We start from the raw sequence: 21,997 nt of genomic DNA on the forward strand, positions 1-21,997 counted from the left end.
ATAATAAAAATATTTATAATTGTCAATTTATAAAATTATGAAAGCAAATATAATCAATTATTATTAGAATTTTCTATATTGGCCATAAATAATTCATCTGAAGGAAGAACTAAATTATCAATATTATCTTCTTTACCCTGACATAACTTGAAGAAGTCACAAAACTCACAATGCCTTCCAACCTTTTTATCAAAAGCTCTGTCATACCTTATATCATCAACTATTTCATCAAACCATTCTCTTAAATAATTAATAGATTCAGGAGTAAATTCTATAGTATCTAATTTATCATCTTCAAAATGATAATAAGAACCGCTTGTAACCTTACATTTAAGCCCATCTAATATACATGCATATAATTTAAGCTGTATGGTTTTTCTATCTCTCTCATCATTATCTTCACCAACATCATAATACTTTGTGGTTTTATAATCTACAATCTGTAATGTACCATCAGCAGATAAATCTATTCTATCTATCCTTCCAAATAAAATATAATCTCTGACTCTATTTTCCATATAGCTTTCTATTTTGTAAGGTACTTTCTGTCCAAATGAATTAAAGAAATTAGAAAGCATATAAAGCCCTCTTTCTCCAAGTTCCTTTTCTTCTTCCCTGCTATTGAAAAATGCTCTTATACCGCTTCTTTTCCATACATTTCTAAAAATATTATACAGATTCTCTAAAGTTCTTTCTTCTGCACGCTGTTCATAAAATTCTTTACAAGCCAAATGTATAGCATTACCAAAGATAAAATAAACATTAACACTTCTCTTTTGCTTTTTAAAAGGCTTCTCTATATAAGTATATCTATACTTTCTAGGACAAAGCAAATATGTAGACATGCTGTATTCACTAAATCTCTGTAATTTTTTAGCTTCCATAAATTAAAATTATTATTAAATCTATATATTAATAATAGTTATTATTATTTTTCTGCTGTATTGTTATTTTCAGTTTCAGCAGAAGTATATTTATTAAGTAATTCTTTTATATCAGTATCAGTAGTAATATCTACAGGTTTTTTACCTTCTATATCAGCTATATTAGCATCTGCTTTATTTTTCAAAAGTATTTCTACGGCTCTGTAACTGTCAGAAGCTGCAGCAAAATGCAAAGCTGTCCATCCATCATCATCTTGGAAATTAACATCTGCTTTAAATTTAAGCAATGCTGCTATAACTGTTACCTGATTATTCATAGAAGCCCACATTAAAGGAGTAGTTCCTGTATTATCTCCTACATTAACTATATCTATACCTGAACTTCTTGCCGCAGAAGAATCTAATATCACAGAAACAACATTAGCATTTCCTCTTGCTGAAGCAATATGTATAGACATAGCATCATCTATACTATCTTTGGCAAGTACATCAGCTCCATAACTTAAAAGCATATTAACTATATCTGCATATCCATAATATGAAGCAAGCAAAAGAGGTGTCTGACCATCAGCATACCATTTGTTATCTCCATCCATTAATATTGTATCAACAGGAAGTACAGGATTCATATCAATCCATTTTTGAGATAATAATTCTTTTACTACTGCAATATTATTTGCTCTAACTGCCACATGTAATGCAGACCAGCCTTCTGAATTTGTACTATTAACATTTGTTCCTTGTCTTAATAACTCTCTTATTTTAGCAATATCACCTTTTTCTATATAATCAAAAAATTCATTGTTGGAGTTTGTAAGCGACTCATTTTGAGAAGTTTCAGAATTTGTTATGTCTTGTGAATATAATATAAAACTAAATAAAAACAAACTAACCACAACAAATATTTTTTTCATGGAAATACCCTCAACTATATTATATTTCTATAAATTATAGTATATATTTAAAAATATACAACAATTAATATAATAATTTTCATATTATACCACTTGATATATTATCCTATATAAACTAATATATTTAATATTTTAAAGGAGATTTTTATGAATAAGTATAATAAAAAACACTATAGTATATTAATAAGTAAAATCAATTTTTTTTATTTCTCTATTTTTTGTATTATGTTAATTATTATGAGTAATAAAGCATATTCTCAAACTACAAATACTAATAATATAAAAAGATACGGACAATTATCAGCATCTTTAGAGATGGTAGCTTATGGAAGAATGAGCGATTTAATAGAGCAGACTGGAAATGAAGATACTTTAGGTGTTTTATTATACGGAGATTTACACTATATAAAAGAATATAAATATGCCTCAATAGAAGCTGCTTTCAATGCCAGATTCTATGAGCCATTATCACATAAAGCAAGATTTTATAAAGATATGTCTCCTCCTGTATTTGATTTCTCTAAAATGAATATATTTGTAAATTTCAAATATGTAGGCATAAGAGCAGGAGTTTTAGAACCATACACAAAAAATATACCTATGACATCATATTTTCCTACATTATTTTATTATCATACTGTAAGCAGTAATAAAGCAACAGTACTTTCAGGACCTAGAGATATGCCTATAGGATACGACAGTCAGTTTATACCTAGATATGATACAGGTATAATGGTGGAAGCTAACTTTTTTGGTGTATTTATAGGTGTAGGTATGGTTAATGGTGAAGAAGGACTTGATGCTAATTCATCTAAAGGTTTAATGGCAAAAGTAGCTTATAGTAATGATTATATTAACACAGGAGTGGCCGGAATAGTTACAGAAATAGGTTCTATTCCAATAAAAGAATGGGGAGATAGTGTTAATGCTTTTTTCTATTTTAGAAATGGAAGGAATGGAAGATTCACTGTAGGATTAGAAGGTTTCTGGTTCAGACATGGTATAAGAAGAAAAAATGAATATTCTCCTGGTGAAAACAATAATAATGATCATCATTACAATGACGGATATTATACTGATTTTTCTGTACAAACTTTTAATGGAGATAGTCCTTATTATGGTATGAGCGGATTTATATTTTTTGAAGCTAGAAGATTATGGAAATTTGATATAACTGCTCATTTTGGAATACATGATAATAATATATATTCTGATGCCGAGGATATTTTCCAATTAAAATATAGAGCATTCCTAAAAATAACATTTAATATAACAGATGACTTTAAAATAATGATTTCAGATACATTTACTTATGATCCGGTTTATAAAAATAATTATCAATATTATGAATTAGAAGATAGATATCAAGTTGGTGTTATATCCTACGAAGCAAAAAATGGAGGTCATTATACTGTAGACAATGATTTTTATTTAGGTATGAGTTTTAAATTTGGAGGAGTATGGGGAAATAAATAGAACTATTTTAAAATAATTATAAATTAAATCTTTATTTTTTTATTATATCATTTATAATACTTAGCATGAAAAATATAGATTTAAATAATGTAAATAGAATAGTATTCAAATTCGGTACTAACGTTTTAAGAAATGATGAAGGATATATCTCTTTAGCTAGAATATATTCATTTATAGAAGCTATAGCAAAGTTTCACAGAATGGGAAAAGAAGTTTTAATAGTTACTTCAGGAGCTGTGGGATTAGGTGCTAAAAAAATTAATGCAACAGATTTAGATGAAGTTGCTTTGAAACAAGCATGTGCTGCTATAGGTCAGTCCCAGCTTATGTCAATATATGAAGATGGATTTTCTAAATTTGACATAGTTACTGCCCAAATACTTCTAACTGAAGAAGATTTCTCCAATAGAAGAAGATATTTAAATTTGCACTCCACTTTAAGTATGCTTTTGAAATATAAAGTTGTACCTATAATAAATGAAAATGACACTGTATCAAGTGATGAACTTAAACAATTATATGATGTCACTCAAATAAGTTTTTCTGATAATGATAAACTTTCTGCCTTGGTAGCTAGTGAATTGGATGCTGATTTACTTATAATACTCTCTGATATAAATGGGCTTTATGATGATAATCCGAAAACTAATCCTAATGCTAAATTTATACATGAGGTATTTGAAGTTACAAAAGAAATAGAAAATTTAGGATTAGATGCTTCAAAAGGTGGAAGAGGCGGAATGAAAACAAAACTTCAGGCTGCTAAAATAGTTACAAGATCAGGATGCGCATTATTCATAGCAAATGGTAAAAGACCTAATGTACTTAATGATATTTTTGAAACAAAAGATAAAACAATATTTTATCCTGTTGAAGAAAATGCTGAGCTTTCAACAAAAAGAAGATGGATTGCTTATGCCACAACTATAATAGGAAAATTAATAGTTAATGCAGGAGCTAAAAAGGCTGTTTTAGAAAAAGAATCAAGTCTTCTTCCTATAGGAATAACAAAAGTAATTAATACATTTAAAAAAGGTGATATAGTAAGCATTGCTGATGAAAATGGAACAGAGTTTGCAAGAGGAATAGTCAACTATAATTCTGAAGACGTTCAAAAAATAATAGGACATCACTCTGATGATATATTGAAAATACTAGGGTACAAAAATTACGATGCTGTAATCACTAGAGATTATATAGTATTATTATAATATATTTCTTAACTGCTGTGTAGCATCTTCAGGAGTAATAGAATTAATAAATACCCCGCTTCCTAACTCATAACCTGCCAATTTACTCATTTTAGGCATTATATCTAAAAACCAATGGCTTGAAGTTTTATATTTATTTTCAAGTGTAGGTAAAAGAGTATGAAGTACATAATTAAAACCAACTTCACCCAAAAGCTTATATAATCTATCAAACACATCTTTTAATATACTAGAAAAATCTAAAATATTAGAACTAGATACATGTACAATACTATCAGAATGCTCTTTAGGAATTATATATATTTGATATGGCGATTTTGAGGCAAATGGTGATATAGCTATAAAATTATTATTTTCGCATATCACTCTCTCATTCAATGATTTTTCTTCTTTTATAATATCACAATATACACATCTTCCATTTTTAGTATAATAATCCAAGGCCCCGCTAATCTCCTCATACATCTGAACAGGTATAAAAGGAGTTGTTATAATTTGAGAATGCGAGTGATAAAGACTTGCCCCTGCTTCCGGTCCGAAATTCTTAAAATACAGACTATACATCATATCCTCATTTTTTCCTAAATCTTTAAGCCTCATCATAACAGCTTTAAAAATGTAGAAAAAATCTTCTGTTTGTGCATGATAAAAGTTAAAGTAATGATCAGGATGCTCTATAATAACATCATGAAACCCTTTAGAACTGCTGGCATGAAAAAGCTCATTCTCTTTAGGAAGCTCATTTTCATGAGTTTCAGATATTATAGGGTATTTGTTAGGTACGATTCTAACCTGCCAAATTTCTTCCTGTTCAGCATAAACAGTATAAACAGGATCCGGTGTCTTCATTTCATGTCCCCTGCAAAAAGGGCAGCTAAGTTCAGAATTGGCGATATGCCTTTCAGATGAATTGACATAATCGCTTGGTCTTCCTGTTCTTTCAGAAGAAATGATTACGGACTGTTTTGTTACAGGGTCTTTACGGATATGGGGCATAAAAATATCAACCTATAAGTCTTTTTATCTTGTCTTTAATCTCTGTGAGGTTACCTGATTTTAATATATAGCCGTCAGCATTCCATACAGAAAACTCATGTCTGTAATTGTTATATGCTGTACATATTATGATAGGCAATTCTCTATGCTTTTCTCTAACCTTAGCCAAAAAATCTAAGCCATCCATTTTAGGCATTTTTATGTCTAATGTTATTAAGTCAATATGAGGAACTCCTTTATCTAACATTTCTAAAGCTTCCTCACCGCTATCTGTGGATACTACATCATATCCTTCATCTTTAAACTCTTCTTCAAAAAGAGTTCTAATGCTTTTTTCATCATCTAAAACTAAAATTGTCTTCTTAGGCATAATGTTCTCCAAGTATCTTATACTCATATTATAATAATTGAGTTAAAAAAGTCAAATAGAATTTTTTACTTTGATTATTACAATATTATATTTTACAAATAAATAATTGTAAAAAAGCAGAATTTTATACTACAAATTTTACTTTTTTTCACTTTCTATAGATTTATTATAGCTTGCAATAACGCTTTCTATAATACCGCTTCTAAGTCCTTTCTCTTCTAAAACTTCAACTCCTTTTATAGTAAGTCCTCCAGGAGTACATACACCATCCTTTAATTGTGCCGGATGTTTTCCAGATTCCAATACCATAGCTCCCGTTCCTTTAAAAACTTGTGCCGCCATTTCTATAGATGTTTTTCTATCTATTCCCATTACTACCCCGGCATCGCTCATAGCCTCTATCAATATATACATAAATGCAGGAGAACAGCCTGCCATAGCATTATAAGCATGTATTTGTTCCTCTTTAATAACTTTAACCATTCCTACCCTTTTCAGTAACTCAACAACACCATTCTCAACAACTTTATTTTCTGTTTCTACAACTGATATAAAACCATTGCATGTTTTAACAGGAGTATTAGGCATTATTCTCACTATTCTGCTTCCATTAAAATATCTTGATAAATCCTTTTTTGATACAGAAGCCGCCACACTTATAATAGTAGCACCAACTTTAATAGATGATGATATCTCGGCGGCAATAGCAGGAATCATATAAGGCTTAACTGCCAAAAATAAAACATCTGACTCACTAGCTACTTTTCTATTATCAGTATAAACTTTTATTCCAAGATTCTTTTCAAGATAATCTTTCTTCTCCATAGTTTTTACGCTTGCTACAATATTGGTATACTCTATTCCAGATTTTATAAAACCTTCTATTAAAGCTCCGCCCATAGCTCCGGCACCAATAAATCCTATTATCATATTAACTCCTTTTCATATAAAAATTCAAACTTATATAAAATAATACCAAAATATTCAAAAATGTAAAAATGATATTTTATTAAACTTTCATAAATATTATATTAATTTATCATTTTTGCACATACTTTATTCATATAACATTTATCACAATCAGGATTATTTTCATGGCAATAATCTCTGCCTAATTTCCAACATACAAAATCTATTTGTCCAGGAAATTGAGGATTCAATTCTCTTGCCTTATGAATAACTAATAATTTCTTTTTATCATCTTCTAATTGATTATATCTTTCAAATTCTATAAATCCAAGTCTATATATAACTCTAATAATATGAACATCAGCAGAAATATCTATATTTTTATAATCACTCATTTCTATTTTAAATTGATTTGCCAATGTATTAGCTGCCATATTAGCTATTTTCTGACCGCATCCTCTAAATTCTAAAAATCTAGAAACTATAGTAAAACTATTTGGTTTATTTAACCATATTTTTGAAGCATCGCCTCCATAATATTTTATTATTATATTAATTGCATTATAAAATACTTCTGCCTTTTCATCATTAAATCTATGAAGTTTATTCTTATTAAAAAAGTCCTTATAATAATCTAAACCTTTTTCCTTTAATTTATATATATCAAAAGTATTTAAATCTTTATATATCTTATATGGTATAATCCATGCTTTTTCAGAACTTATCTGCACATCCATCAAGCAACCTAAAACAAATACATGCGGATATTCTTCTAACTTATTTAGAAATGTATTTGCCTCTTTATCATCTAAAAAATGTACTTCTTTCATATTATTAAATATCTTGTCAGATTCATTTAAAAGCAGCTCTAATCTTTTATCCATTTTATAATCCATAATATTTAATTCAAATAGAATTTAGTTTATTTATAGCCTCTTCTATAGACTCTATTTTAGAATCATATTTATTAATATTTTCTAATCTGTTTATGCCATTACAAGCCTGCCATAAAGAAATTAAAGCTACATAATCCTCAGCTTTATTTTTTATATTATAATTATCGAAATTGCAAATTATATCAGATAATACATATTCAAAATCCATTATAACAGATTCATATATTTTCTCAGACTTATCAAAATCTTGTATATCTTCAAAGCATAAAGCTGTTTTTATTAAATCAGGACCTACCAAAGCTTTATAATCAGACATAACATTGCATGTTATATAGCTTTTATAATACATTACATCCGCTCTGTTTTTTAAATCTCCATATATAGCATAAAAATCACTGAATACATCAAATATATATCTATATATAGAAGAAGTAAGATATATACTTAATCTATCGGCTAAATTGGCATTTTTGAAATTGAATACAATATTGCTTGTTATAATCAATATAAACTCATGAATTCTTTTTAATAAAATATCAAGTTCTTCTTTTAATTCTCCGAAATATAACGCATATACAAATCTTACAAAGTCTCCATACAATAATGCATTATTAACAGTCAAATCGAAACTTATATTGTCTATACCGCTTATATTCTTATTATTAATCAATTCTTTTATAACCCTTAAAACGCTTCCATCATCCTCATAATAAAAATTATAATTATTAGAAGTGAATAACGCTATAGCCTCTAGTTTGCGTTTAGATGAAAAATCTTTTATATAAGAATTTAATACAGATTTGGCCAAAAAAACATTTCCCGATGATAATGGCTTCAATATATCAGCATATTCGCCATTAAATAAATTTTCTTTTAATTTTATTAATTCTTCTTCATTCATAATTTACCCCTATATTTACAATATATATTATACTATATATTTGTAAATAATTATATAACAATAAAAAAATTAAATATATACTTTTTATTCATTTTGATATAAAATAAACCGCATTAAAAACTAATAGGATATAAAAATGGAACTTTTAGCACCTGCTGGAAATAAAGAAAAATTAGAAGTAGCATATCATTACGGAGCTGATGCCGCATATATAGGCGGAGCTTTATTTAATTTAAGACATCAAAGCAAAAATACAACTATAGATGAACTTGCTGAATGTGCTCAATTAGCTAAAAACTTAAATAAAAAAATGTATTTAACTTTAAATGCTTTTCTCCATGAATATGATAAAAATAATTTAAAAGCATACTTAAAAGAAATACAGAATCTAAACATAGATGCATTCATAGTTTCTGATTTAGGAGTACTTGGAATAGTTAAAGAAACAATACCTGAAGCAACTATTCATATAAGCACTCAGGCTTCTGTTACAAATAGTTATTCATGTAAAATGTATGAAAGTTTAGGAGCAAGCAGAATAATATTAGCTAGAGAACTTTCTTTAGATGAGATAAAAGAGATCAGAGATAATACTGATTTAGAATTGGAAAGTTTTGTGCATGGTGCTGTATGTATGTCATATTCAGGAAGATGCCTTCTTTCTAACTTTTTAAATAACAGAGATGCTAACGGAGGAGAATGCTCTCAGGTTTGCAGATGGAATTTCAAAACATATATAGAAGAGAAAACAAGACCTGGTGAGTTCATGGAAATTGAAGAAGGAGAAAATCATACTACAATATTAAGCAGCAGAGATTTACAAATGGCTGAATATCTTCATTTACTTCAGAAAGCCGGTATTGATTCTATAAAAATAGAAGGAAGAATGAAAAGCGTATATTATGTGGCTAATACTGTAAGAGTTTATAGAATATTATTAGATTTGCTTGACAGAATCGGTTATGATTCATATCCTGAAGCAATAAAAAAAGAACCTATAGCAAGTTATTTGAAAGAGCTTGAAACTATAAGCAGAAGAGAAAGCGATACAGGATTCTATTTTGGAAGAGATAATATAAAACCTACACTCAAAGGATATTTAAAAGGCAGAAGACTTATGGGTATGATTGCAGACGACAGTGAAGAATATGCCAAAATCACAGTATACAACACTATAAAAAATGGTGATAATTTAGTGTATATAGGAAAAGATTTCATAAAGCATAATGATAACATATTCAAACTATTTATAAAAACGGAAGAAAATGAATTTGTGGAAGTTGATAATATTAGAAATATAGATAATGCCTATATAAAATCAGGAGTACATGATTTCAAAAAATACGATATTATCACTGTAGAAGAAGATTAAATTATGGTATTAGGTGTTGACTTCGGAAGAAAAAAAACAGGTACAGCATTCATGGATATGGATATAAAAATTCCTTTTCCATGCAAACTTATAGAAGAAAGCAATGCCAGAAAAGTAAAACGTGCTTTGATGGATATAATAGAAGAAAAAAAGATTGACACTGTTGTTTTCGGTTTGCCTTTATCAGATGAAGGAAAAGAAAGCGAATGGTGCTCTGAAATAAGAAGATTTTCTGAGTTTCTTTTAAAAAGTGTAAAAGTTGATATTGTATTTGTTGATGAATATGGTACTTCTAAAGAAGCTGACTTCATATTAAGAGGCAAAAAGAAAAAAGTTAAAAATAAAGCTAATGATTTAATTGCAGCAACTTTAATATTAGAAAATTATTTGAATGTACTTAATATGAATAATAGAAATCAATAATATAACTATTTACTATTTTTATGATTAGATAGTTATATATATTAATAAAAAATATAAAAAGGTAATAAAAATATGAATAATAATATAAGCAAAAAATATATAACTTTATCATCTATAATTGTAATTCTAATTATTATATTAATTGCAATAACTTTTATGAAAAACAGAGGATATTCATTGCCTGAGTTAAAAAAGATAACTTCAAATATATCCGAAATCACTATAAAAAGAGGAGCAAATGAAACTATACAAATAAAATATAATGATAATAAATGGACTGTAAATGATAAATATAATGCTAATGAAGCTTTAGTAACTTCAATTACAAATGCTTTGAGTACTATACAGCCTGTAGAAATAGTTTCAAGAGGAGACGATAACAGCATATCAAAATATAAATTATCTGATGAGGAAGCATTAACCGTTTTAGCATCAGACAGCTCTTCAAAAGAAGTAAGAAATATAAAATTCGGTATGAAAGCAGCTTTTGGAAATAGCGTATATGCTAAAATAAATAATGATAATAATATATATCTTATTGGAAATACTTCTTTAAATCCCAAAGATATATTTGATAAAACTGAAAATGATCTTATAAATAAAACTATATCTGAAATACGCAATGATGATATAGAACAAATAACTATAGAATACAATAATAACTCATATACATTATCAAAAAATACTAATGATACTAACAGTACTTGGATAAAAAATTGGAATAATAATACTGTAGCAGGAAATGATGTTTATACAAGTATATTTACTTTGTCTAATTTAATTGCTGACGGATTAATAACTAATGATAATATAAATAAAAATACTTCATTATATAAAATCAATATACAGGCTTTGAATGGAAATATATCTTATGAAATATTAAATAAACTTGATGATAATAATTATGAGATAGTAAGTCCCAATGATAATAACAGATATTATATGACAGAAAAAACATTTGGAACATTCGTAGAAGCTATTAATAATATAATTAATTGATCATATTTAAGCAGTAAAAATATAAAGGGGCTTTTTAATAAGCTCCTTTTTAATACCAAGTAATGACTATAAGAAAAAAAATTACATAGTGAAAGATTCACCCAGATAAACTTTACGTGCTAATGGATTATTAATTATTTCATCAGGTGTTCCCTTTACCAATATTTGTCCATTACCCATTATATATGCTCTATCTGTGATTCTCAAAGTTTCGCGTACATTATGGTCTGTAATCAGTATTCCTAATCCTTTTTCTTTTAAAGAAGCTATGATGTTCTGTATATCTATAACGGCAATAGGGTCGACTCCCGCAAAAGGTTCATCCAATAATATAAATTTTGGATTAACAGTTAATGCCCTTGCTATTTCACATCTTCTTCTCTCACCGCCGGAAAGAGTGTACCCTTTTTGTTTTCTTACATGGTTAATATTAAATTCATTAAGAAGCATATCTGTTATATCCATTCTTTGCTTTGCAGATAATGCTCTATTATATTCCAATATGCTAAGAAGATTATCCTCAACAGACATCTTACGGAATATCGAAGCCTCCTGAGGTAAATATCCTATTCCTAAAGTAGCTCTTTGATGCATATGAAGTTTTGTAATATCAAGATCATTAAGATATACATTTCCAGCAGTAGCAGTAACGAATCCTACAGTTATATAGAAACTTGTTGTCTTTCCTGCTCCATTAGGCCCTAAAAGACCAACAACCTCACCCTGTTTTACATTATAAGAAATATCGCCTATTATTTTTCTTTTTCCGTAATATTTTGTAAGATTAACAGCTCTTATCTCATAAGGATTTGATTTATCATAATTAAAGAAACTCTCAGCCGTTATCGGATCATTATTAGAGGGCATAAAATTTGTATCATCTTTTTTTTTAAAAATATTAAGAAATTTACTAAACATATACCCTCTCTTTATTTATTATTATTTATTTTTTATTATTGTACATTTATATCAAGTCCGCTTGAATGCTTTTCAGTATTTAAAGTATTCATAGCCTTATCAAATGTATAAAGGTTTCTTCCTTCTAAATTACCGCCGCCAAGCATTTTAATTTTTTCAATAATATCATTAAATAATTCTTCTTCTTCAAGCTGTTCTTGTATAAACCAATCTAAGAACCTAGATGTAATATAATCTTTGTTCTCCATAGCTTTTCCAACTAATTCATTTATACATGAAGTTACATACTCTTCATGTTTTAATATAGTTTCAAATAAATGCTCTACTGAATTAAAATCGCTTTGAGGTGCATGCATTTCGCTTATAACAGCCTGTCCACCTACTTTATTTATAAAATCTCTAAATTTTTCAAAATGCTCTAATTCTTCTTTATAGTGTCCGTATAAAAAGCTGCTGCATCCTTTCAAGCTTTTTTTGTCACACCAGCCTGCCATATTAAAATAAAGGCTAGCAGAATATAATTCTTTATTTAACTGAATATTTAATAATTTAATAGTATCCTCTTTTATTATAGACATGATAAACTCCTTTTTAATATTTTATAACCTCTAACTATTCTATAATATGTTTTAAAATTATCAATAAAAAAAATATTATATTTTTATAAAACTATTTGCCGTAGTGGCGAACCGCACGGTATTGCTTATTCTTATCAAATGCCCTATGTAAGTGCGGCTGATTACTTTTCATTATACAATATAAAAAGCTATAATATTATATAACTAATTATAGAAATAAAATGTATTAATATTATAATTACCTTGTACGAGCTGTTACCGCAGGTACGATTCGCGCCACCAACCCACACAGTATTGCTCAACCTTTAAGATAGTACAATGTACGCGACCGAAGGAAGTACCCGGACGAAGTCCACCCGCAAAGCGTGCCTTTGGCAAGGTGAGGGTATGCGGCATCATACCTTTCATTATACAGTGAATTATAATAATAAAAAATTAAAAAAATATTATAATACAATCCCATAAATAAAAGGCAAACAAATACAATAAAAACCTATTCCGCTTAAATTCTAATTAATAAGATTCTTCACTTCATCCCAGCTTAATTTATTTATATCGCCCATAGAATCGCCTACTACAGTATCAATCAATAAACGTTTTTTATTCTGAAGTTCTAGTATCTTCTCTTCTATAGTGCCTCTTGTGATTAGCTTATAATTAGTTACAACGCGTTTTTGTCCTATTCTGTAAGCTCTATCAGTGGCCTGATCTTCAACGGCAGGATTCCACCATAAATCATAATGCATTACAGTGTCCGCCTGAGTAAGAGTAAGTCCTGTACCTGCTGCTTTAAGGCTAAGTAAGAATATAGGTGCCTCTCCTGCATTGAATCTATGAACTAAATCCATTCTGTCCTTTGTGGCTCCGTCCAAATAAAAATAATCTATTCCTAGTTTCTTGAAGGCTGAACGCATAAGATTAAGCATTCTAGTAAATGAACTGAATACCAATACGCTATGTCCACCTGAAATGGCTTCTTTAATCATCTCTATAAACATATGGAATTTACCGCTTGTATGACTCTCACCTCTCAAATCATCATGCATTAATCTTGGATGGCAGCAAACCTGTCTTAATCTTGTTAATGCTGAAAATATTTCTATATGTGATTGAGCAAAACCTTTACGTTTAACAGTTTCAAATATCTCTATTCTAGCCGCTTCAAGTATAGACATATAAAGTTCTTTTTGATCTTTAGTTAAATCGCAGTAGCTTACAACTGTATGTTTAGGAGGCAAATCTGTAAGTACATCAGTTTTTAATCTTCTTAATATGAAAGGTGCTATTCTAGTTTTTAAATTATCCAATGCCTCGCTTGAACTATCCAAACCTGCAAGTATGGGAGCTTCATAATCTTCGACAAAATCCTTATGCTTGCCCAAAAATCCCGGCATAAGAAAATCAAACATTGACCACATCTCACTTATGCTGTTTTCTATAGGCGTACCGCTTAAAGCAAGTCTTTTTAATGATTTCAAACTCTTTACCATTTTGGCATTCTGAGTATTGGCGTTCTTTATATGCTGTGCCTCATCAAGTATAAGATAGTTAAACTCATTTTCACTTAATGCTTTTACATCGCGTCTTAATGTAGAATAGGATATTACCGCAACATCATAATTGCTTACAGCCTTAATCTTTTTCATTCTAGTTTTTAAATTACCTGATAAAACTATAACTTCAAGAGAAGGAGCAAATTTCTTAATCTCGCATTCCCAGTTAGCAACGCATGAAGTAGGAGCAACAACCAAAGAAGTGAGTTTATTTCCATTTTCTTTTTCTTTTAATATTGTAGCTATAGTCTGAAAACTTTTACCAAGTCCCATATCATCGGCAAGTATACCGTTTAATGACATATCAGCCAATTTTCTAAGCCATTTATAACCTATTAACTGATAGCTTCTGAACTCGCCTACTATATCTTTAGGAGGAGTTTCATCATACTCAACACGCTTTATATTGGCTATAGTATCAACTGCATTATCATCTAAATCCAATTCTATTCCGCTATGTTTCTCAAGCATATCAGCGAAATAAGGAGCACTGAACATAGGAAGCAAATATCTATTATCTTCTTTCTGTTCTATAGGATTTTCTTTGAACATCTTGGCTATATAATCAATTACTTCCAAATCTATAGGTACAAATGAACCATTCTGAAGTCTTATATATTCTTTATTTTCAACCTTTACGGCTCTTACTATTTCTGATAAATCATGAAGTTCTTTAACCCCTTCAAAAGAAAAATTAATCTCAAAGAAGTTAATATCTTTAGTTAAAGAAACTCTCATTTTAAGAGGCTTAACATTCAATTTCAATGATTTGAAAGATTCACTATAATAACAAGTCCAGCCCCTATCCTGAAGTGCAGGAAGTATTTTATAACATAAATAGAATATCTTCTCATCATCTGAAGTAGCAAATGTATAATCTCCTACCTTCTCCAAATATTTTGATAAAGTTCTGCAGAAATATTCTTCTTTTTCAGTATCTCTGTAAATCTCTGTAACCTCATTATCAAACATATTGCTGCTTGTGAACTTTCCGGAATAAGGATCAACAGTAAAAGAACCATATTTAAACTTTATAGTAGAAAATACATTAGTTCCGTCATAATCCAAAAATACCAATGCCTGAGCAGGGAAAGCTAATATATCATTCTCTTTTATATCTTCAGGAAGTTCTATATTATCAAAATCTTTTTTAAGATTAGGAAGAACCCTTGAACAGAAATCTTTTATATAATCTTTTTTTACCACTATATTGTCTTTAAAAATATTCTTTTTTATTCTAGGGTATGAAGGATTAGTCTCATAAAAAATATCTTTATATAGTACAAAATCGCAGTTTTCTCCGAATGTATAAACTCTATTTAAATCAACATCTTTAATACTAAGATTAAGCACTAAATCTTTATTTTCATTATAATAGCTTTCTAGCTGTAGATTTAACACTTCATCGCTGAATGTAATTACTCTGCTTTCAAGTCTTATATTAGGAACATCTTTTAAAAGCGATAAACATTGATATGCATTATAATCTTTGAACCATAATTTACCATTTTCTTGTATCTGCTTAGCTTCTGCATATAAATTATTCAAAAATCTTATTAATTTAGCTTCCGCCTTGCTGAAATCTTCAAGCTCTATTACTCTTTCATCATCTTCTATATTCTGTTTCTCTCCGATAACACATGAAAATAAGAAACTTTCAAGCTCGCCTACTCTATACTCTTTTTTATTTTCTAAATCTATTAATTTTAAAGAAAGCCCCAAAGTTCTTTCATTGTTGTTGTCGCCTCTTAATGATAATAATACTGATAAACTATAATACTCCCTATAAAGATTATCCCTGTAATTATCCATTAAAGGAGATCTGGTATAATATAGCCATTCTTTTCTTGAAGGGTCTATTATTTCTGATGAATCTTCTTTCTTACTTCTGTCTATTCTTTTATTATCGCTTTCTGTAATAACTACACTATTGGCTATAGTTTTTATAGATGCCTTTGCAAGCTCATCATTTTCTTTAGCATTGGCATTTAAATTTAAAAAAGGATTATCATTTTCCTTAATTTTCTTTTTAGACTTACCCCTAGTATTCATTCCCATAACCTTACTATATTTATACACATTATTTTGAGGCTTTTATAATAATAGAATTATTAAAAAAGTCAATATCATATATTGTATAAAAAAACATGATTTTTGATAATATGTAAAAAAGAATAGTTTTTTATATATTATGATAACTAGATTATGTTAACATTATATATATTTATAGTTGTTTTTTATATCTTTTATTAGAATATATTTAAATTTTTAAAATAATTTTCAGCATCATTATAGCCCTGTTCTATTCTCTTTTCAGCACCTTTAGGAGAGAAATCAAGCACACCCTGAAAAAAATTTCCTAAATCTTTTGAAGGATACATTTCATAAATATTGACATTATCCTTCTTTTTAACAGGCTTTTTATAATCCAAATGAATTACTATTATGTCAGTGCAATCTTCATAAAGATAAAGCGGCTCTATAGGACAATCATCTGTATAGCATCCGTCAAGATAGAATTTATCATCAATCTTTTCTGTAGGAAATACGGTTACAAGAGCAGAAGTAGCTAAAAGTATTTTCTTTATTCTTTCATTAGAATTGCCGTTTAATTTGAAATATTTTGATTTTATAAAAAAAGGAGCATTATATTCCGTACAGGAAGCATATATATTAAAATGATAATTTGACAAAATATTAAGATCAATATATTTATCTATAACTTCTATTAAGCCTTCTCTTGAAAATATACCAAATATAGAAGATTTTTCAATTTTGAAATAGTCCTTAATTTTTTTTGGAGTAAGAATCTTTGTTTCTATTTCTTTAGTCCAAACCTTTTCCGCTGCTTCATAATCATTCATAGCCATGAGGCAGGAATTCAAAGCACCTACAGAATTTCCGGAAATGGCACTAACTTTATCATATATACCGGATTCTTTTAAATACTTCCATACACCTATATGATAAGCACCTCTGCCTCCTCCTCCGCCTAATACAAGTCCGATTTTTTTCATAACTCAAATATACTAATTTAATTAAAAAAAATGCTATTGCATATCAAATACACAATAGCATAATATTTAAGCAATAATTAATAATTGATTAATTACCGCCATTATTCTGATTAAGTGAAGACTCAAGTCTCTTTCTTTCTCTTTCAGCCTGCTGCAATTCTGCCTGCATTTGATAATATGAAGCAAGTCTCTGCTGTCTGTATTCTTCTATACGGTCTTTTTCATCGTCCATTCTTCTCTTATTATCATCTAAACGGCTTTTAGTCATAGCAATACTATTTTCAACGATACCTCTTGTCTGAGAATAAGGAGTTATAAAATCGCTCATAACATAAGCAACTCCTGTATCAGGTATATCATCGCCTGTAGTATCATTAGAGAATAATTCTTCTATACCATCCATCTGAGTTTCTATCTTATTCATAAATTTTTCTTCATCTACCTGTAAGAAACCTTTTTTTACTTTAGACCAATCTTCTCCGGCATTTCCTCTGTTTATTCCTATCTGGTCAAGAAGAGCCAATTCCTCACCATACTCTGTTTCATAAGCATCAGCAACTATCATTCTTACCCTTTGAGATACAGTACTTACAAGAGTATTTCCGCTGAATACTCCTACATAATAAAGTTTCTTTCTAAGAGCATCATCTGACATATCAGGATTAAACTCTACTCCTAAAGTGGTAGCCAAATCATTCAAGTCGGTTCTATTCATAGTTTCAAGTCCGTCTCTTATATCTCTAGCTAAAGGTCTTAACATAGTATCATTGAGAAGGTCTATAACTTCATTATAAGCCCTTATAAAATTAGCTATAGCATTAACAACACCCTCTTTATCAACTTCAATAGTAGTGGCAAATGCTTCAGGAGTAACTTTTTTAGCTGTGATATTAAGTCCATTAACTACATCATTAAATTCATTGCTCTCGCTTAATACATCAACTCCGTCTATAGAAGCTCTAGCATCTGTTGCCTCTGATACCAAATAGTTAGGAGCATCTTCCTCTTTACCCATATCCTCAACTAATAAATCCTTATAAAATACATTATAACCAGCATTTTTATTTATAAGAACAACTTCTGTTATAACATCGCCAGGTTCAAATTGTCCGCCTATAGGAATATTGAGTCTTTGCCATGAAGAACTTATAGTAGGTAAAGCAAAGAATTTTTCTACTTCATCTCCAGCTTTATTTATATATTTTACACCTATAATCTCAGAATTAAATCCTGTATCATCTACTGGTTCAGGAGCTTCTGCTTCAACTCCCTCTTTTGCCTTCCTTTCAGCTTCTAAAGCATCTTTATATTTCTTTATATCTTCAAAAGTTCTAGAACTGTCTGCAGGTGATAAACCTTCTCCGTATAATTCAACATCTTTATATATTACACTGTCTATTTTATTAAAAGTTAATCCTGTATCAGGTATAGACAAATCAACTGTAGGAGGCATAATAGGAGCTTCTTCATCATCTAAAGTATCAGAAACTCTAGCTGTTATAGATAAAGTAATATTTTCATTAGCCTCTGCTTCTCTATGTAAAGGAAGAGATAATTTATTCTCACCTTTAAGTACTATAAAGTCATTTTTAACCATATAATTAGTAGTTAAATTATCTGATTCATCTTCCCATTTACTCAAAAGTTGTTCATTAAATATATGTCCCAAATGCCTGTAAGGACGTCTAGTAAACATATTAAGTTCTTTCAATATACCTGATTCATCGCTTACAACTTCTACTATATTTTTAGATCCTGTTTTTACTAAATCCATAGTAAGAACTTGTAAATTTCTTGATTTTTGAGTTATTGTAGTTTTTATTTTTTTACCGAAAGCCTTATCTATAGCTTTTTGCAAATTTACCAAACTTCCGCCGGCAAAATCAATAGTGGTTTCTTCCTCTCCTATCTTAAGAACTATCTTTCCTGCAGGTAGAGTATCAGTCATATTGAAAGCCTTTGATGAAAATTTCTGACTAGCCGCTATATCTTTAATGGCTATATCATAAGTGGTAGTATTAGCTAATCTATTGGCTGTAACAGTGAAGTAATCTGGTATACCTTCTCCTGTACCTATATAATTTCTAAAAGGAGAACGAAAGCCGTAAAGTTCTTTTGAGGCTGTAGCAAGTGTATCCAATCTGGCTTTTAAATCTTCATAAGCAGATATTTGTCTTTGATAATCTCTAGCATTATCTGCCAAATTAGAAAGCGTGGTGCTTCTTTTATTTACCTCTGCTTCTACTGCATTTTTATATACTTCATCAAGAAAAGCTTCACTTGTTGCCATATAAACACCTCTCCTTACAATAATATATATTTATAAAAACTAAAATTGTAATATCTTTGTAAAATAAATCTATTTTTAAATTATCGGAACAATAAAAAAAATAATGAGAATAATATTTTTTATTGAGCAATATTATTTCATATTGATTTTTTAGAAATATAGTATACTATGGTATAGTAAAAAAAATCAAGGAGCGATTTATGGAAATTTCAGACAAGAGCTGGGTTGTTACATTAATTTTAGCAATATTTTTACCAGTACACAGATTCTATGTAGGAAAAATAGGAACAGGCATATTGTATCTTATTACATTTGGCGGATTGGGTATATGGTACATTATTGACATCGTAATGATCATACTGGACAAATTTACTGATAAGGAAGGAAGAAAACTAAAAAAATAAGTAAATTCGAGTAGATCAATGAAGGTTAGTATTATTATGATACTAACCTTTTTTATTAATTATTAAAAATATATTTAAAACTTTATTTCACAATATATTTTATTTAATATCATCATAATAAACATTTTCCAGCTTTTTTATGAAATCTTTATTTTTCTTGTAATTAACTTTATCATTTTTTAATTCTTTATAAAGCTCTTTTATATCAAGAGTTTCTAACATTAACTGAAGTTTCTTTTTATAATTTCTGCTTTTACATTTATTATAAAATTTTAAAACACTTTTTGTATGTTTAAAAGAATCAGCATTTTCAAAAATATCTTCAAAGTATTTAAGATTATCAATATTCCAAGAAGTTAAATCACAGTTAAAATATTTTGTATTACTAAACATCTCACTCATATCAATAACTTTATACACATTCCATTTACTTAAATTAGCATTGAAATATTCAGCATTTTTAAACATGCATTTCATATCAGTTACATTAGATACATTCCAAGTTTCTATGCCGTCAAAATTCTTTCTTTTACTATCTTCAAATAAATATGACATATCAATTATATCGCTTGTATCTATATCAGAAAGGTTTATATTTTCATCTTTAATATAATCCAATAATCCGAATTTATATTTAGGCTTGTATTTCATTAGATTTATACCTTATCAATAATCTTTATAGGAAGAAGCCTTTCTAATTCTGTCTTTGATACTTGAGTGTTTCCTGTTATAAGACTAAGCACCTTTATATTATCTTTATCATTTAAGGCATTATAAATATATTCTAAACTATAATCTTTATTGTAACTACTTAAAGGATATATAACATTCACATGATTTTCGCATACGAACTCTTTTTCTTTTACTATTGCCGATTTTATATTTATATTTTTGTGTGAACCTGTTACCCTATTAACAGCTATAACATTATTCTTTATAATAAATTCTTTTGGAATATTTCTTATATACTGAAGTTTTCTTTTATTAGGTATAAGTATTTTTCCATCAACTATATTAGATGAATATATTAAAGGTATAGAATTATTTTTATCATCAGTGAGATTTTCTTTATACTTATTCCAAGCAATGCTTCCTGTTTTTACCTCATAACCTATTTCTTTCAAGCTTATAGTATCTTTATACGCTTTATTTAAAAATGCTTTATCCTCTGTAAATATTGTAATATCATTTTTTGAGAATATATATTTTTTATTTTTATGACTATTAGTTTTTTTAAGTATTAATAGCATAACCTTTTGATTGGCCATATAAAAATTATCAGAGCCGTCTACAATATGCAAATATTCAACACTGCTTATGTTCATAATATATTCTCTTAATTTACTGAAAAAAGCACCGTTATTCATAGAAGGAGGCACTACATAAGCTAAATATCCTCCGTCTTCTAAAAGTTCTAAACCTAATTTTATAAATATAGCAAATATGTTAACTCTTCCGCTTATTATATCATTATGTTTTTTCTTTAATTCCTTATCAGGTTTAAACTCAAAATATGGAGGATTGCCTATAACATAATCATATTTAATAGATTTTTCAGTATCAAGCTTCAAAGTATCCAAACATTTTATATCTGCATTATTTATTAGTTTTTTTGATATAGCAACTAAACTCTCATCAATATCAAAACCATATAATTTATGATTTTTAAAATACTCATTACAAGATAGAAGAAACTCTCCGCTTCCGCATGCAGGATCAAGTATTTTTACATTATCTTTTTTCTCTGAAATAGATACTAATTCTTTTAAAAGTAAATCTCTTATAGTTTTAGGAGTGAAGTACTGCCCTAATTTTTTTCTTTTTTCTATATCCGTATTTTTAAGATAATCAAAACTTTCTTTCGTGTAATCTTCTTGCATATATAT

General features: G+C 28.5%; 20 protein-coding genes. 6 read left to right on the forward strand and 14 right to left on the reverse strand.

Annotated elements, in window-relative coordinates:
• Positions 1-53 precede the first annotated feature (53 nt).
• Both BRSU_RS07035 and BRSU_RS07040 read right to left on the reverse strand, forming a co-directional pair.
• Positions 54-884, reverse strand: a complete 831-nt coding sequence (locus BRSU_RS07035) for a RecB family exonuclease (protein WP_048594612.1) — start codon at positions 882-884, stop codon at positions 54-56.
• Between the two features lie 44 nt (positions 885-928).
• On the reverse strand, positions 929-1,798 hold the full coding sequence (locus BRSU_RS07040; protein ID WP_048594614.1) for an ankyrin repeat domain-containing protein: 870 nt from the start codon (positions 1,796-1,798) through the stop codon (positions 929-931).
• 225 nt (positions 1,799-2,023) lie between these two features.
• On the opposite strand from BRSU_RS07040, the gene BRSU_RS07045 reads away from it, so the two are divergent.
• Complete coding sequence (locus BRSU_RS07045; RefSeq protein WP_083997892.1) at positions 2,024-3,274, forward strand: hypothetical protein; 1,251 nt, start codon at positions 2,024-2,026, stop codon at positions 3,272-3,274.
• 65 nt (positions 3,275-3,339) lie between these two features.
• Positions 3,340-4,485 carry a glutamate 5-kinase gene (gene proB, locus BRSU_RS07050; protein WP_048594618.1) on the forward strand — a complete coding sequence of 382 codons (1,146 nt, stop codon included), beginning with the start codon at positions 3,340-3,342 and terminating at the stop codon, positions 4,483-4,485.
• Here proB and BRSU_RS07055 read toward each other — a convergent pair.
• From BRSU_RS07055 to BRSU_RS07075, 5 genes are all read right to left on the reverse strand, one after another.
• Complete coding sequence (locus BRSU_RS07055; RefSeq protein ID WP_048594620.1) at positions 4,480-5,481, reverse strand: galactose-1-phosphate uridylyltransferase; 1,002 nt, start codon at positions 5,479-5,481, stop codon at positions 4,480-4,482. The genes proB and BRSU_RS07055 overlap by 6 nt on opposite strands.
• Positions 5,482-5,488: 7 nt before the next feature.
• Positions 5,489-5,851, reverse strand: coding sequence for a response regulator (locus tag BRSU_RS07060; RefSeq protein ID WP_048594622.1), 363 nt, complete (start codon positions 5,849-5,851; stop codon positions 5,489-5,491).
• 138 nt (positions 5,852-5,989) lie between these two features.
• Complete coding sequence (gene proC, locus BRSU_RS07065) at positions 5,990-6,781, reverse strand: pyrroline-5-carboxylate reductase (RefSeq protein WP_048594623.1); 792 nt, start codon at positions 6,779-6,781, stop codon at positions 5,990-5,992.
• A gap of 101 nt (positions 6,782-6,882) precedes the next feature.
• Positions 6,883-7,644 (reverse strand): iron-sulfur cluster loop, encoded by a 762-nt coding sequence (locus BRSU_RS07070; RefSeq protein WP_245158060.1) that lies wholly within the window; start codon positions 7,642-7,644, stop codon positions 6,883-6,885.
• A 22-nt stretch (positions 7,645-7,666) separates the two neighbouring features.
• Positions 7,667-8,557, reverse strand: a complete 891-nt coding sequence (locus BRSU_RS07075) for a hypothetical protein (RefSeq protein ID WP_048594627.1) — start codon at positions 8,555-8,557, stop codon at positions 7,667-7,669.
• A 136-nt stretch (positions 8,558-8,693) separates the two neighbouring features.
• Between BRSU_RS07075 and BRSU_RS07080 the strand changes: the two genes are divergently transcribed.
• The 3 genes from BRSU_RS07080 (at position 8,694) to BRSU_RS07090 (ending at position 11,351) form a co-directional block, all read left to right on the forward strand.
• The gene (locus BRSU_RS07080; RefSeq protein ID WP_048594629.1) at positions 8,694-9,929 is read left to right on the forward strand and encodes a peptidase U32 family protein; all 1,236 of its coding nucleotides are present in this window, start codon (positions 8,694-8,696) and stop codon (positions 9,927-9,929) included.
• 3 nt (positions 9,930-9,932) lie between these two features.
• Positions 9,933-10,352, forward strand: a complete 420-nt coding sequence (gene ruvX, locus BRSU_RS07085) for a Holliday junction resolvase RuvX (RefSeq protein ID WP_048594631.1) — start codon at positions 9,933-9,935, stop codon at positions 10,350-10,352.
• Positions 10,353-10,424: 72 nt separating this feature from the next.
• Positions 10,425-11,351, forward strand: coding sequence for a DUF4340 domain-containing protein (locus BRSU_RS07090; RefSeq protein WP_048594633.1), 927 nt, complete (start codon positions 10,425-10,427; stop codon positions 11,349-11,351).
• Between the two features lie 81 nt (positions 11,352-11,432).
• On the opposite strand, the gene lptB is transcribed toward BRSU_RS07090, so the two are convergent.
• The 5 genes from lptB to fliD form a co-directional block, all read right to left on the reverse strand.
• Entirely contained in the window at positions 11,433-12,269 is an 837-nt protein-coding gene (gene lptB, locus BRSU_RS07095) for an LPS export ABC transporter ATP-binding protein (protein WP_048594635.1), read from the reverse strand.
• A 35-nt stretch (positions 12,270-12,304) separates the two neighbouring features.
• Entirely contained in the window at positions 12,305-12,847 is a 543-nt protein-coding gene (locus BRSU_RS07100) for a ferritin (RefSeq protein WP_048594636.1), read from the reverse strand.
• 509 nt (positions 12,848-13,356) lie between these two features.
• On the reverse strand, positions 13,357-16,452 hold the full coding sequence (locus BRSU_RS07105) for a DEAD/DEAH box helicase (protein ID WP_048594638.1): 3,096 nt from the start codon (positions 16,450-16,452) through the stop codon (positions 13,357-13,359).
• Between the two features lie 197 nt (positions 16,453-16,649).
• The gene (locus tag BRSU_RS07110; protein WP_048594639.1) at positions 16,650-17,417 is read right to left on the reverse strand and encodes a patatin-like phospholipase family protein; all 768 of its coding nucleotides are present in this window, start codon (positions 17,415-17,417) and stop codon (positions 16,650-16,652) included.
• Positions 17,418-17,505: 88 nt separating this feature from the next.
• A complete protein-coding gene (gene fliD, locus BRSU_RS07115) occupies positions 17,506-19,707 on the reverse strand; it encodes a flagellar filament capping protein FliD (RefSeq protein ID WP_048594641.1) in 2,202 nt (733 codons plus the stop codon).
• Between the two features lie 200 nt (positions 19,708-19,907).
• Between fliD and BRSU_RS07120 the strand changes: the two genes are divergently transcribed.
• The gene (locus BRSU_RS07120) at positions 19,908-20,111 is read left to right on the forward strand and encodes a TM2 domain-containing protein (RefSeq protein WP_048594643.1); all 204 of its coding nucleotides are present in this window, start codon (positions 19,908-19,910) and stop codon (positions 20,109-20,111) included.
• Between the two features lie 99 nt (positions 20,112-20,210).
• Here BRSU_RS07120 and BRSU_RS07125 read toward each other — a convergent pair whose 3' ends face one another.
• Both BRSU_RS07125 and BRSU_RS07130 read right to left on the reverse strand, forming a co-directional pair.
• Positions 20,211-20,762, reverse strand: coding sequence for a BspA family leucine-rich repeat surface protein (locus BRSU_RS07125; RefSeq protein WP_048594645.1), 552 nt, complete (start codon positions 20,760-20,762; stop codon positions 20,211-20,213).
• Positions 20,763-20,767: 5 nt separating this feature from the next.
• Entirely contained in the window at positions 20,768-21,991 is a 1,224-nt protein-coding gene (locus BRSU_RS07130) for an HsdM family class I SAM-dependent methyltransferase (protein ID WP_048594647.1), read from the reverse strand.
• Positions 21,992-21,997: the final 6 nt, after the last annotated feature.

Source organism: Brachyspira suanatina (assembly GCF_001049755.1).
Taxonomy (GTDB): domain Bacteria; phylum Spirochaetota; class Brachyspiria; order Brachyspirales; family Brachyspiraceae; genus Brachyspira; species Brachyspira suanatina.